We start from the raw sequence: 14,989 nt of genomic DNA, 5'->3' as shown, positions 1-14,989 counted from the left end.
GGAAGAGAGAAAAGTAAACACGCAGCAAAAACAATAATGATTGATTACATTAGAAAGAGCGAATTAAGCAAAGTGTTACGATCGTCAAATTTATGAATTCACATACGATTTCAAAGGTATTTACAAAAGACATCACTAGAGAAAGAAACCCATTAGATATTCGAATAACACACTGCTTTTCATTGATAATAATGCCAGTTAGGTGCAGCAAAAAACGGGCAAAGATGAAGATAAAAAGCCGATTTTTGGGTATTAAGAGATGTTTTAAACGGGTATTACTCCCCTCAAGGGAGGGGAGTAATCGTCTTTAAGAGAGAGATTATGCTGTTGGTTCGACGACGGTTTTACGCTGATTTTTAGTCATCAAATGATAAACCACAGGCACAAAGTAGAACGAGATAAGAGTGGTTAATACTGTACCGCCGACAATCGCGACTGCAAATGGAGGCCAGAAACCGCCACCTGCAATAATCAACGGCATAAAGCCACCAACGGTTGTAATCGTGGTCGAGCTGATATGACGAGTACACGACATCACAGCTTCTACCACCGCATCCACATTGCCTGATGAGGCTTGCTTATCGAGTTTCAATTCGGTCAAAATCACGATGGCGGCGTTAATCGCTAAGCCCGCAATCCCGAGCATGGCGATGATCACCGTGAAGCCGAACGGATAACCGAAGATCCATACCGACAACAGCCCTAGCCCACCAGCCAATCCTGCTACCATGAAGATGATACTACTCATTCGGAACGAGTTGAACGACATCACCACCACCAAAACCATCAATACCACCACAACGGCGACATTCGAGATCAGGCTATTGACTGAATTGTCTCGTTCAGCGGATTCGCCACCAAAACCAATGGTGTAACCCGATGGCATCTCATAGCTTGCTAAGCGTTTTTGGAATTCATTAAGTACGGTTTGAGGTAAGACACCCGCTTCAATATAACCCTCGATGGTATTCACACGTTGCCCATTTCTACGGGTAATCGCACCACGACTGGTCGTCAGTTCAAGCTCAGCCAGAGTCGACACATTGATACCGGTTGAGTAGACATCTGAACTGATCGGCAAACGAATATTACTCAGGTGCGAAAGATCCTCACGCGCGTCATCCGCGACACGAACACGAATTGGCACCGATTCACTACCCTCAATAACAGAGCCGCTTTCACGACCAGTCAGCGTCGTTTGCAACATGCCCGCAAACTGATTGAGTGAAATCCCGTTAAGTTTTGCGGTGTCTTCATCAACCTTCAACCACACCTTAGGTGTCCCCGGTTGCAGTGTTTCCCTTGTGTGAGTCACATGAGGAACACCTGCCAGAATCAAGCGCACATCCTCACCAATCGCTTTCAACGTATCAAGGTTTTCACCATACACACGCAGTTCAACGGGCGCGGTAAATGGAGGCCCTTGGTTGAGCTTTCTCACCAAGATCTGCGCCTGTGGTACTTCTTTATCTAGCACCTTTTGAAGTTCTGGAATTAGCGCATTGGCTTGATCAAAATTTTCTGTTTTCACCATCGCTTGTGAGAAGTACGGCGCGTTATTTTGCCTTGCTTGCAGGTTGTAATAGAACGATGGGAAGTTCGCTCCTACTAGCCAGTCAATACGCTCGACTTCGGGGTAACGATGAATGATATCGTCGATTTTTTCAGAGGTATTTTTAGTGGCATAAATGCTCGCTTGCGGCGGCATGTAAACCTGAATCTCAAACATGTCTCGGTCTGATGGCGGGAAGAATTGCTCAGTCAGCTGAGACATACTCCAATAACCAGTAAACGGTACCAATAACACCAGAGTAATCGTGATGATTGGATGCGTGACACCAAAGCGGACAGAAAACGAGAACCAACGCGTCAAAGCCGGAATTCTCAAACCGGTAATGTACCAATGGTGCTGACCTTTCTTGTCGACATCACTGAGTTGTTTCGGCAGTAGCTTAGTCGCTAAGCCCGCAATCAAGGTGTGCGAAATGATGTAAGAACCGATCAACGAGAAAGAAACGGTAATCGCAATTCCTCCCACAAACTCACCCGATGCGCCCGGCATCAGAATGATCGGGGCAAACGCCAATACCGTGGTTAATGTTGACCCCAGTAGCGGCACCCATAAATGTTTCAACGCATTCATGGTTGCTTCGGCTCGATGTTGTCCTTTCAGGCGGTAAGCTTGAATGGTGTCGACCATCACCACCGCGTTATCTACCATGATTCCGAGCGCCACAATTAGGCCCGTCACCGACATTTGGTTAATCGGAACACCGGTCATTTTCATGATCGACAGGGTCAATAATGAGGTTAACGGCAGAGAAATGGCGACTAAGATCGCGGCACGCACGCCTAAAGTGACAAACAGAACAATCAAGATCAGACCGAAACCGATCATCAAGCTTTTGCCTAAATCGTCTAAGCGAGTTTCGGTATAACCTTGCTGATTAAAGAGCACGGTCACCTTAACGTTACTTGGTAACTCTTGCTCAAATTTACCAATCAGAGCATTAGCTCGCGACGTCCAGTTATCAACTCGCAGATCAGGGTGCATTCTTGCCGCGACAATCACACCCGGCTCACCATCAACAATAGCAATCTGGTCTTGTGGGGTTTTCTCACCACGTTTCACCGAAGCAATGTCTTCCATACGGATGATGTGACCTTTGCTATCAGTGGCTATTGGCACTTGCTTAATGCGTTCAATGGAATCCAGTTCAGATTTAATTTCTAAGCCAAAGCGAGAATAAGCACTGACCAGTTCACCCGCCGAGTTCTTGGCGTCTGCCCCTTCGAGCGATTCAGCGATATTGGCGCTTGAACGCCCTAGAGCAGCGGCATCGGCCGTACGTAAACTGATTTGAATCTCTTCTTGCGGCATCCCGTATTCATCAACGAATTCAGTACCCGACAAAGTTCTTAGTCGCTTGGCGAGCTCTTTGGCATAACGGCCAAGCGTTAGTCGGTCAGGCTCACCGGCACCAGACCAAGTCAGCGCAGTAATCGTGGTAAAAGCGTAGGTGTGGTCACTGTCGAGATCGGGAGAATGAGAACCCGCAGGTAAAATGGATTCGATATCAGACAGTTTGTCACGAGCTTGCGACCAAACCGGCTCTGGCTCGGTGATGGTGTCATTCAATTCTAGCGTGACAATAGACACGCCCGGCCTTGAGGTTGAGCTCACGAGTTTAACTTCACTCAGCTCACGCAGCTTGTTCTCAATCACCTCAGTAACCAAGGTTTCAACACGCTCGGCACTGGCACCGGGGAAACTGGTGGTAATGTTGGCGTAACGGTTGATGATGACAGGGTCTTCTGCGCGTGGCAACGTCATGAACGCCGAAATACCACTCACCATCAGCAGCGCGGTCATCAAGATAAGCAGTCGAGTGTTGGAAATAGTCTCTATTATTTTCATACTATTACCTACTCAGCCGCACTGACTGGTTTCACGATTTGGCCCGGAACTAAGCGATGTAAACCACTGGCGATGACCTGTTCACCGTCTTCAATCGCCCCACTCACGTACGCTTGTTGATTGTTGGCAAACAACACCTGAACACTTCTACGTTCAACCTTATTGTCTTCACCAATCACAAAGATGTTCCACACACCGCGCAATCCATCAATCAAACCCGTTAATGGCACCCAGTAACCTGAGTCATCAATCTGTTCATCAAATTTAAGGTAGGCAAGTTGCCCTTCCAATACCGATGATTGTTCAGGGAATAGGTAACGCAAACCGACACTGCGAGATTGGGTGTCGACCATTGCGCCGGGATTCAATAGCTCCACGGCATAATCTGTTCTCCCAACTCGGATGTTAGGCGAAGAAAGTGAGGTGACTTTTTGCATTTGGTGAGCAGGAATACCGATGAAGGCCTCTTTGCCCTCAGAAGCGAGCAGTGTAAGAGTTGGATTACCCACATTCACCACATCTCCGAGCGAAACAAAGCGCGTCGCGATGGTTCCAGAATAAGGCGCAAGCACTGTCGACTTCACCAATTTCAGTTCGTTGCCTTTTACCGATGCATCGATGCGCAACAAGTTCGCCTGCAATACGCGTTGCTCACTGGTGAGAGAATCAATCTCCGCTTCGGCACTGAAGCCTTTCGCTTTCAATGAACGTTGACGTTTAAGGTTCGCTGCCACCAAACTCAATTGAGCTTTGACTTCTTCAGCCTGCGCTTTCAGTTGGCTAGACTCGGTTTCCAAAAGTTGAGTATCCAATCGGATCAATGGCTGACCCGTTGTGACTGTGTCACCGACATCCACCAGAATCTCATTGACCTTACCCGCCAATTCAAAACCCAAATTCGCCTGCTGCCCGGCCTTTACCACACCGACATATTCACGCTGTACCGCATACGATGGAGAGCGTTCCAAAGCGACAGTTTCTACTGTTAAGACTGTCGACGCTGCACTACTCGATTCCACTGCAGCATTATCTGCATCGGATGCTGTCTCGGCTTGTGTATTTTCACCACACCCGACAAGAAGAGTCGACAACGCCACTGCTACTGCGCTTCCCTTCATCAATTTATACATACTTCCTGTTCCTATGCGGTACTCAATTATGTTCTTTTTTTAGACTAACCAAACCAAACTAGACTGTCTAGTTTGATTATGTTAAAAATAAGTTTCATGGTTAGTGTTTGATAAAACCATCACAAAAAGCATAATGCTTAGCGCCAAATGAGACACCTATAGCGGAGTATCAATAGGCACTAAGCAAAGAGACAAGCTAGGTAACGACCCAACACCAAGTAACGAGAAGCAAGCACGTGACAAAAATCATCAAGAGTGAACAGAAGAGATCGCAGATCTTAACCGCAGCCAGCCAACTTTTCTCTGAACATGGCTTCAAGATCAATATGGATCAAATAGCCAAAGCAGCGAACGTTTCCAAGCAAACGGTCTACTCTCACTTTAAAAACAAAGACGAGCTTTTCGAAACCTGCATGCAAACTAAGTGTGCCGAGCGCGAACTCAGCCCTTCTGCTTTTGATATGAATGCCACTTTGGAAGACGAATTGGTGAAGTTTGGTGTGAAGTTTCAAGATTTGTTACTTGATGAGCAGTCCAGACAGACCTTTCAAAATGCTGTGAGCCAATCCAACACGCACCCAGAGATCGCCTCTATCTATTTAGAAACTGGGCCTCAGAAAACCACCAAATTACTTGCTGATTATTTGCAGTCGAAAATAGACTCTGGTGATCTCACACTGTCGACATCAAGCTCGCCAGTCATTGCAGCACGCCAACTGTTGCTGATGTTTCACGGCAAATCGGCGTATTGGGGATTCTTCGGACACGACAGCGGAGAATCTGAAGAAGAAAGGCTTCACTACACTCGCGAATGTGTCGCGCTATTCTTGAACGGCAACCAGCCTCGTTAATTGTAGCTCTATCTTTGAATAAAAAAGGCACAGAGAAATTCATCCTCTGTGCCTTATCAATCATCAGTCACTCTCAGCAATAACAGCGATCGGTTTATTGGGTATGTTCCACAACGATCAGCTCATCGGTATTGAAGCCACGCTCTTTCGACATGGCTTTAAACTTCTCCATCACTTCTGGTGCGACTTCAGGCGTTCTTGCGAGTAGCCATAAGTAATCAGTGTCGGGCCCAGAAACAAACGCGTATTGGTAGCCCTCTTTGTCTAATTCAAACACGACATAAGCGCCGTAGAAAGGGCCAAAGAAAGACACTTTCAAATAGCCTTGTTCAGAGCCCTCAACGAAGTACGCTTTTCCTTCCGCTTCGTTCCACTCACCTTCTTCCGCCGAATAACCACGGTTAATCACCTTCACGCCGCCATCATCACGAAGGCTGTATTCAGCGCTGATGTTGTCTAAGCCACGCTCAAACGAGTGATCCAAACGAGCCACTTCGTACCATTTCCCTAGGTATCGTTCCAACTCAAACTGTTGAACAGGCTTTACCGTTTCGGGCATGCCAACACAACCACCCAATAAGATCACGCTAAGCAGCAATAATATTTTTTTCATCCTAACCTCGACTTGTTTTTATTAGTAATGCGAGTAAGTCTCTTGAAAACATAAACTTACATCCTTGGTAATACGTTAAATCCATTTTTATAGCTCACTTAACTGTAATTTATTCAGAACCTTATGTGAATTGTTTAGTCTGCGAATGGATTCGCAATCCTTTATTGACGAGCTGTATTCCCACAACCACCTCAAAAGGCACTGGAATTACATTCAAACAAGAGAGCAACCAAGGACACTTTATTATTAAAAATTCACGATATGATTCTCGCCACTCGCTTTCTATACTTACTAAACCGTGGAACATGGAAGACATAATAATGAATAACAAGCTCACTCTGCCACGTACTGCATGGATAGCATTACTCACAAGCTTATCGGCCGTAGCGCCGGTGCTTGCACAAGCCAACACTATTGTTCAAACACAAACACCAGTTCAAGCGCAAACATCTGTTCATAACCAAAGTGCTGACCAGATCTTTATCAATGCTGATATATACGGGCATCGTGAGTCGGACTCGATCGTTACCCACAAAGGCAAGATCATCTTCATTGGTAACCAATCACAGGCGCAAACTTTTCAAGGGCAAAGCACTGATGTCATTGATTTAGACAATGCCTTTGTCCTTCCGGGATTTATTGATAACCATAACCATGTGTTTGAAGCCGCCTCAGAGCTGGGTGGCAATTGTGAACTCGACTCTGAAGCAACGTTAGAAGAGCAAATCCCCTACTTAGAAGCGTGTAAGATCAATGCTGATACCGATGGCAGAGGTTGGCTTATGGGCTATGGTTTTTCTTTGGAAGCGACGCTCGATAGCGACTCTGACTACACGCCACTAGAGATCATCGACAGTGTCTTCCCTAATCGCCCCGTGGTGCTTATGGAGCAGACTTCACACTCGATGTGGGTCAACTCAAAAGCACTAAAAATCGCTCGAATCAGCCAACAATCTCCAGACCCACAAGGCGGTGTTTATTTAAAAGACCAAGACAGCAGCAAGCTCAATGGCATCTTGCTAGACAATGCTGGCGATCAAGTGATGGAGATGGCTTGGAATAGCCAAAGTGAACTGTTTGAGCAAAGCTACCAAGGCTTAATGTTCGGGCTTGAGGAAGCGGCAACCCACGGCATCACCACCATTGGCGACGGTCGCATGTATTGGAAACGAGGTTGGTATGACGTTTGGCTAGAGGCCGAGCAAAATCAAGACTTAACGGCGCGAGTATCGCTACGCCCTTGGGTGTACCCATCGATGGTGATGTCTTCTCAATTAGAAGTCTTTGAGAAAATGCATTCCGACGATAAAAGCCATCTGTTACTTGTCGATCAGGTGAAAATGTACAGTGATGGCATCTTTATCAATGGCACCGCCAAAACACTCGCACCCTACTTAGATACTTATCTACCCCAGTCTCCTAATGGCTTGAACTATATTCCGCCAGAACAAATGAAAGAATGGTTAACTGCGCTCGAGAAAATCGGCTTTAGCGCCCACATTCATGCGATTGGTGATGGAGCGGTTCGTGAATCTCTTGATGCGATAGAAAGTATTCGCAAACAAGGTTCAACCAAACCCTACACCCTAACCCATGTCGAATTAATCAATGATGAAGATGTGCCACGCTTTCGCCAGTTAGATGTAACTGCAGATTTCCAAGTTGGCTCTGATTACGTTGCAAGGCATCAACACCAATGGGCCGAAGCTTTCCTTGGTGCTCGCCGTGCCAAAGCCATGATGAACCTCGATGCAATACTCAAGACCGACGCCAATATCACCTTAAGCAGTGATTGGAACGTACACGACATCAACCCATTGGTCGGCATCGCGAACAGCTTAATCATGGGCAAAACCGGCCTAACCGATATCTATACCGCCATCGACGCTTACACGCTCAATGCCGCCAAAAGTCTTGGGATTGAAGATGTAACAGGTTCTATTGAGGTAGGAAAATCCGCTGACTTCGCCATTCTCGACCGCGACATCACCACAGTGTCAGCAAGACAAATCGCCAAAACTCAGGTGTTGATGACGGTGTTACGCGGGAACGTGGTTTACGAAAAATAGAGCCAATTCGCGTATCGAATTGGTTATCGCAACTCAAACGAAAACGAGCCAGCTTATTCAACTGGCTCGTCTGTTATTCACATCTGTATTTTAGTTCTGTTACGCGTTGGTCTCTTTAAGCGCTTTCACATGTGAATCTTGTTTGTCATCCAGAGCAAAGTAGATCTTCGATACAATCACTTCAGCAACCAGAATCGTAAATACCACAGCGAAGAAAGCAACCACGCCGCCCCAAGGTCCTGTAAAACTCACCTTATCTCCGAACAGAAGGTTAATCGCTTCTAGCATCACGAATTTTGAGCCCACCAAGATAATGTAAGTGGTGATTGCTCGGTACACCTTAGGTGCAGTGCCCGGCTTGCTTTTGAAGTGTTCAGCAATCTTGTGCTCTAAACCAATAGAGAGCTTCAATAATAGCTGCAACAACAACGCCGCAATCAAAGATATAGTGAAAGACTCAATGTTGACGAAGTCCCAGTACTCATCGAAGAAGTTAAGCACTACTAAGTCCACTAGCACGGCTAACGTGTAACCTACGAATAGACGTTGTGGTGTGTTGAACCCGTAAACTTTGTCTGATTTAGTCATTCTGTCTCTCTCTAATCTAATTTGATAAGTCGCCTTGATTTGAAATACATCTTAGCGTTCGAATCGAAGCAAAACTTACCATTTCATGACATCGCCAACATTCATTCCTCAAATTAATGATTCGACAAAAATCCCCTTTGCCTCTCTTATAGCAATAGCAAAAACACGCCCAATTCATCACTGTCACCAAATGGCCATTCTTCAAATGCTGCGCCCCATAAGATGACTCCATCAGCGACACACACTCATTTCCAAAAGGTGCAGGTTATGAAAAAACTAATCACTAACGCGAACGTAATTAACGGTGTTGATAACAACTTAATCGAGAACGTATCAATCCTCATCGAAGATAACTTGATCACTCAGATTGGAGAGATTGACCCAACGATTGCCGATGAAACGATTGATGCTCAAGGTGGCACGGTCATGTCAGGCCTGATTGATGCGCACGTTCATAACACTTTATCTGCACCATTCAATGTCATTGATACCATGACGCGTGAAGAAGTGGCGATTCGCTCAGCAAAGATTTCTGAAGAGATGTTAATGCGTGGCTTTACCACCATTCGTGATGTAGCAGGTAACACGCTTGGCCTTAAAAACCAGTATCGACAACGGCTATGCCACTGGCCCACGTATTCTGCCTTCAATGGCAGCTATCTCACAAACCTGTGGTCACTCCGATTACCGTCAAAACCAAGCACAAGAGCGTTTAGCAAACGGCCATGAAGACTCACCTATGAGGAAGCTTGGCGCAATGAAAGTGGCAGATGGTCGTTCAGAAGTCTTAAAAGCGGTTCGCGAACAGCTATTTATGGGCGCATCCCAAATCAAGATCATGGCGGGTGGTGGCGCATCTTCAACGTTTGATCCGCTAGACACATTGCAGTTCACATCTGAAGAGATGAAAGCTGCGGTTGATGCCGCTTCAGATTACGGCACTTATGTCGCTGCGCCGAGCCGCTGAAGCGGGCGTGATGTCATTCGAACATGCGACTATCATGGACGACGACATTGCCGAGATAATTAAAGAGAAAGGTATCTGGGTGATCCCGTCTTACTTTACCTCTTCATTGATTGCAGAGCGTAAGATCCCACTGCCAAACGAAGAGACATATCGCAAAACAGAGCGCGTGGGTAAAGCCATGTTCAAGTCGGCAGAATTGATTAAGAAATACGACATCCAGAACATCGATTTTGGCACTGACTGTGTAGGTGAAACCAACGTTCACGCGACACAATTGAATGAACTTGGTGCGATTGAGCAAGTATTCGATACCATCACCGCGCTTCGCATGGCGACATCAAACTGTGGTCGCTTGTTCGAAATGTCGACCTACCAACACCCATACCAAGAAGGCAAGTTAGGTCAGATCGTTGAAGGCGTGTATGCCGACTTATTGATCATCGATGGCAACCCACTGGAAAGTGTTGCTTGTGTGGCAAACACAGAGACACAAAAACTGATCATGAAAGACGGCAAGGTATATAAAAACACGCTTTAGTGTTCAATATACTCACTAAGTAATGAAACCTCTCAGGCAAGCAAGCGAACTTTATAGTCGTTTGCTTGCCTTTTTATTAAGCGCTGTTTTATTGCTACTATTAAACTCAGGTTATTGATTTATGGATAAATCGGGGTGGGATAAGGATGAAATTAGAGTGAAGCTATTACTTACTGCACGCTTAATCAGCACAGTGCTATTACTCAGTTCACTGCTGTCAGGGTGCGGTAACTTTAGAAATCTATCTAATGAGATACAAGCCATCGACTCCACAACCAATCAATACATGGTTACCTTGAATCAACATGCCTCCGGTTCTGCCGTGGTGATTGAACAAATCAAAGACATTAACAAAGGCGAGGTTGATGGCTACGATGGCATCATAGACAGTGACAGTATTCACTTACATGTATCGAATAACATCCACTACCTACTTATCTTTGAAGATAAGAATCAAGACCTTACCCTACAAGCCGATGAAGCTTTCAGTGTAATCAACCTACGTGATCACCAAGACAGATCAACAATAGAAGTCTCACTAACGGTTAATGAGAGTGAAGCCCCAAGAGCGTTTGTTGATCGTTCACTATCTTCACTGTTAAAAATCGAATTGGATTTGATCGACATAGGCACAGTCGTGAGCTTGGAAGCTCCACCTTTTGACAGAAAAAATGGCAAACTCGGCATGTGGCAGCCGCTGACCTTTTTGCTCGAAGATAACGCTGGGCTCTACTTTCTGTCAGAGTTCGACCCAAACAAAATCCCGATCTTGTTTGTGCATGGCATCAACGCCACTGCGTTAGATTTTGCCCCACTGATTGAAAAAGTCGACCAATCTAAATATCAGATCTGGGTCTTTAACTATTCTTCAGGCTTGTCTCTGGCTTTGAACTCCAAAGGCCTGAATAACCTCATGCACACGGTGTTAACGGAATACAAAATCCAACAATTACATGTTGTGGCACATAGTATGGGCGGGCTTGTCGCCACCAACAGTCTTCGCCAGTGCCGTATTGGGCAGCTATGCGATTTTGTAAGCAGCGTAGCCACCATATCTTCGCCGTTTGGTGGTGTCGAGTCTGCTAAACAAGGGGTCGAGTACTCTCCCGTAGTAATGCCGGCATGCGTTGATTTAAATCCAGACGGGAAATTTATCGCTGACTTATTAATTGACAGCAGTAAGATTCACATTCCCCACTTTTTAGCCTTTGGTTATAACTCGGGCGACCTATTTAATACCAACAGCAACGATGGTGTGATCAATTTATCAAGCCAATTGTCGCGCCCAGCCCAACTCCACGCGTCACAAATCCTCGGCTACAACGAAACCCGTTTGAGCATCTTAGATAACGATGACCTTTTTGAAGACCTGTCCGAGTTTTGGTTAAGAGCTGAAGAAGCACATTGATTTATGATTCGGTGCACTAGGCGGCGTAGGTAAATCAGATATTAAAATTGGAACGCTTAGGCATTCCAATCTTTTGGGTGAAGCGTAATGTTTTTCTGAATTGAGAGCATTGATATCCTGTGCGTTCGGGCTGATTTCGAACACCCACCCCCTCTAACTCCCCCTCCAATTAAGTTTATCCCCCCTCTAGATTGACGACCGAGGGGGAGAACCTTCTTTAGCGCTGAATGTGTAACTGCACATGTAACGATCTGTATTCAGTTCCTCCCCTTTCTACGAACCACAATGGATTGTAGATACTGATTAAGGGGAGGCTAGGAGGGGATTTTTAGTAGGACTAACACGGATTTGCCCCTTTTCTACTTAGAGTTGATGCTCTTCGCTAAACTAGCTTGCTGAGATCGACCAAAGATTTCTAATGCTAAAATCTGGTATGCACGTAGGTGACGTTGAACCTGAATCTGTTTACAGTAAGATCTCATGCCCGAATGGAAAGATCTATATTGGAAAAGATCCCCCCAACAGCAGCAACCGTTGGGAAGGGGGATAAAAGTGAGTTAACTCTGTCAACTTACTAGGTGGGAGGATTTTGCTACCATGTTCTTGAAAAGCCTAAATAATTGAATGAGCGACTGTCGCTAAATAAAATATGAATATCATCAATAGCAAACCACCACCCAAGCGATGAATACTGTAAGCGGCCCGCTCCGTACTCGATGATTGTGATTTAAGTAAGGGAACAGTGAGCATGCCACCTAATACCACTGTTAAAAGAATCATGTAAGGGACATCTCGGCTAAAAACTTGATCTGGAATGATTAACTCTTTGCCTAATATCGAAGGTATAGCGATTACACCCAATAAATTGAAAATATTCGAGCCGATTACAGTAGCAAATACAATGTCGTACATTCCTCTTCGTACTCCAGCAATCGCTGCGGCTAGCTCGGGTAAGCTTGTCCCAAATGCAATTATAGTCAATCCAATGGTAAGCTCGCTCAAACCAGCTAGTTGAGCCAAGTTAACCGCTCCCCAGACCATTAACCGCGATGAGGTTAACAGCAGTAACAACATCACTAAACTTTCCCACCCGGCTCGTTTTTTAGTTAATGGCAAGAACTCGAGATCATCTTCAGAAACCTCACCTTGTCTTACGGACTTAGCTAAATAGAAACAGTATACGGCTAGAAAAATCACCAATAATAGACCGTCTGTAATATTTAGCTTTCCTGTGGACATCAGTGCGCTACAGATCAGCATTGATCCTGCCAATATCGGAAACTCTTTTTTGATAAAGCGCTTGTTAGCTTGGATGGGAGCCATTAACACAGCAATGGAAAGCACAAGACCAATATTAATAATATTAGAACCAATACCATTGCCTACAGCCAACTCTCCTGCATTATTTAAAGCAGCAACGGCGGATACGAGTAATTCGGGGGCCGATGTTCCAAACGCAACAACAGTCATACCTATAAAAATCAATGATATGTTGCAATGCTTGGCATAGGTTGCAGATGCAGAAATAAGCCGATCTGCACTGAATGCCACTAAAACTAAGCCGATTGATAACGCTAACGATGGGAGTAAAAAAACAGTCATAGAATAAGTATTCAGAGGGCTTATAACAAACACGAACAACCCCACACTTAGCCCTCGCATAAAGTGTGTAAGTTGTTCGAGTCTCGCTGGGTAGGTACTAAAAACTACTGGTTGCACCATGACGTCTGGTCAAATATGTTGACACAACCTTTTGCAATGCTAGCAAAGCAAAATAGCTACTCCCTCAAACTGGTGAAGACTATAAACGCATAGAGCTAGAAAAGCAATTTGCAGTACGTAGACTAATCCGTAATTTGCTAATTTAGCAAAACCGTTGACACACTTTTGTCCAAAAGCTTCTCGGATTGAATTTTTACCCGTGGCACTTTCTAACTCGAAAGTGCCCCAAAACCATTCAGAGTAAATACTCATTCATCACCTGTTAGTGTGACTTTGCCTTATGAAAAGTTATCTGAAGGTGTGTAATGGTTTTCTGTTGCTCTAAATAGCTTCACTGCATTCTAATTCATGAATTTTTGATTCAAGTGACGGACTGATTGTAAATTGCAAGCATATAAAATATGGCGCATTATGTGTGTGGAAGGTAGCTCAGCGCCGCATAGGTAGGCTTACATGACTGGAGAGTACTAATGCTTGTAAAGTATTATGGTTTGGTTTTCGATAATAGAACCAATAGTTGGTCACCAAGAGTAGAATTTATATCAAACGGTTTATTTCGCATGACTCAGCCTAAATACCTTAATGATAAAGGAAGTGAGGCGAGATTATGGCCATATTTTAATGAGCTTTCACCAGCGGATTATGCATGGGCAAAAAAAGAACATGATAAAATACAAACCGATCCTTCCTATGTCCCATCAAATGAAGAATTAGAAAACTTCTTCCTAAAACCGTGTGGCTCTCGATATGGAGACCATTTCCCGCATATGCTAGATCAAGAAGGCTTCAACTCAATGGAAGATTATGATCGGGAGCAACTGACTAAAACGGCTGGAAGAGTTAACTCATTTTTAGTTGAGGCATTAAGCTGCCAGTTAGGGGGTTTATCCCTGTCAAAGTCTGACACAAATGAACTTATGTGGACACATTATGCTAGTGAAGGTAGGGGACTAGCTGTTACTTTCAATGAGAATCATGCATTTTTCAACCAACTTCCCCCGAAAGATGTTAGTTATACTCCAGATAAAAGAGCTTCTCTTACATATTATAAAGGTATGATGAGAATGAATGGTGCTCCGTTGAAAAACTTCCATGTTGCGGATTTAGGAAATCCATTAGGAGTTATGCAATCTCTTAGTAGCAATGGTATTGATGTAATTGAACTCTCGGAACGGCTGCTATATTCGAAAGCCAAACAGTGGTCTTCTGAAGATGAAACTCGAATTGTATGTCCTCTTATGTTATGCGAAGAGAAAGTAGGGCCATTAGTACAACCAGACTTTGCGTTCAATTACCTAATGGACTGTCCCCTATGCTTAAGAGCTACCCTGAAATCAACCTCAAACGAATGCCGTTTGATGCATTTGAATCTATCATTTTTGGTTACGGTATGAGCGAATTTGACAAATCTACTATCACGGAACTGGTTAGGAAAAATGAAAACTTGGCTCATCTAAAGTTGCGCGTAGCCAAACACAATATTTATGGCAACATTGAGATCAGTGATCTCGTTGTGTAGCACGATACTTTATTAGCAGAAATTTATCATATTTGAGGTGCTATGTTTTATATTTTTCTTGATCGAATACTTTCGTGGCATGGCGAGCTTCAAATGCCTCGATAATCTGTGACTGAATTTCTTTTGTTTTGTTTATAATTTTCATTTTGTCTTTACCTAATTACTC

9 protein-coding genes and 1 pseudogene are annotated in these 14,989 nt (G+C 44.6%); 5 read left to right on the top strand and 5 right to left on the bottom strand.

Annotated elements, in window-relative coordinates:
* Positions 1 to 319: 319 nt before the first annotated feature.
* Both AB4517_RS12140 and AB4517_RS12135 read right to left on the bottom strand, forming a co-directional pair.
* On the bottom strand, positions 320 to 3,418 hold the full coding sequence (locus AB4517_RS12140) for an efflux RND transporter permease subunit (protein ID WP_372148407.1): 3,099 nt from the start codon (positions 3,416 to 3,418) through the stop codon (positions 320 to 322).
* A gap of 8 nt (positions 3,419 to 3,426) precedes the next feature.
* Positions 3,427 to 4,548 carry an efflux RND transporter periplasmic adaptor subunit gene (locus AB4517_RS12135; protein ID WP_372110962.1) on the bottom strand — a complete coding sequence of 374 codons (1,122 nt, stop codon included), beginning with the start codon at positions 4,546 to 4,548 and terminating at the stop codon, positions 3,427 to 3,429.
* A gap of 236 nt (positions 4,549 to 4,784) precedes the next feature.
* Between AB4517_RS12135 and AB4517_RS12130 the strand changes: the two genes are divergently transcribed.
* Entirely contained in the window at positions 4,785 to 5,399 is a 615-nt protein-coding gene (locus AB4517_RS12130; RefSeq protein ID WP_050634724.1) for a TetR/AcrR family transcriptional regulator, read from the top strand.
* Positions 5,400 to 5,493: 94 nt separating this feature from the next.
* Here the strand turns inward: AB4517_RS12130 and AB4517_RS12125 are convergent, their stop codons facing one another.
* Positions 5,494 to 6,012 (bottom strand): lipocalin family protein, encoded by a 519-nt coding sequence (locus AB4517_RS12125; RefSeq protein WP_017060193.1) that lies wholly within the window; start codon positions 6,010 to 6,012, stop codon positions 5,494 to 5,496.
* A gap of 320 nt (positions 6,013 to 6,332) precedes the next feature.
* On the opposite strand from AB4517_RS12125, the gene AB4517_RS12120 reads away from it, so the two are divergent.
* The gene (locus AB4517_RS12120; RefSeq protein WP_372148406.1) at positions 6,333 to 8,081 is read left to right on the top strand and encodes an amidohydrolase; all 1,749 of its coding nucleotides are present in this window, start codon (positions 6,333 to 6,335) and stop codon (positions 8,079 to 8,081) included.
* 99 nt (positions 8,082 to 8,180) lie between these two features.
* Here the strand turns inward: AB4517_RS12120 and AB4517_RS12115 are convergent, their stop codons facing one another.
* Positions 8,181 to 8,669, bottom strand: a complete 489-nt coding sequence (locus AB4517_RS12115) for a hypothetical protein (protein WP_017068109.1) — start codon at positions 8,667 to 8,669, stop codon at positions 8,181 to 8,183.
* Between the two features lie 267 nt (positions 8,670 to 8,936).
* Between AB4517_RS12115 and AB4517_RS12110 the strand changes: the two are divergent.
* Positions 8,937 to 10,174 (top strand): annotated as a pseudogene (locus tag AB4517_RS12110) (amidohydrolase family protein).
* 157 nt (positions 10,175 to 10,331) lie between these two features.
* Positions 10,332 to 11,582: an esterase/lipase family protein gene (locus AB4517_RS12105; protein ID WP_372148423.1), complete on the top strand. Its 1,251-nt coding sequence runs from the start codon at positions 10,332 to 10,334 to the stop codon at positions 11,580 to 11,582.
* Between the two features lie 612 nt (positions 11,583 to 12,194).
* Here AB4517_RS12105 and AB4517_RS12100 read toward each other — a convergent pair.
* The gene (locus AB4517_RS12100) at positions 12,195 to 13,184 is read right to left on the bottom strand and encodes a calcium/sodium antiporter (RefSeq protein WP_032546159.1); all 990 of its coding nucleotides are present in this window, start codon (positions 13,182 to 13,184) and stop codon (positions 12,195 to 12,197) included.
* Positions 13,185 to 13,774: 590 nt separating this feature from the next.
* Between AB4517_RS12100 and AB4517_RS12095 the strand changes: the two genes are divergently transcribed.
* The gene (locus tag AB4517_RS12095; RefSeq protein WP_198591243.1) at positions 13,775 to 14,698 is read left to right on the top strand and encodes a DUF2971 domain-containing protein; all 924 of its coding nucleotides are present in this window, start codon (positions 13,775 to 13,777) and stop codon (positions 14,696 to 14,698) included.
* Positions 14,699 to 14,989 lie beyond the last annotated feature (291 nt).

Origin of the sequence: Vibrio sp. 10N.222.52.C3 (assembly GCF_041474195.1) — a bacterium.
In the GTDB taxonomy this organism is placed as follows: Bacteria; Pseudomonadota; Gammaproteobacteria; order Enterobacterales; family Vibrionaceae; genus Vibrio; species Vibrio crassostreae_C.
This window is presented reverse-complemented; position numbering and strand designations above follow the sequence as displayed.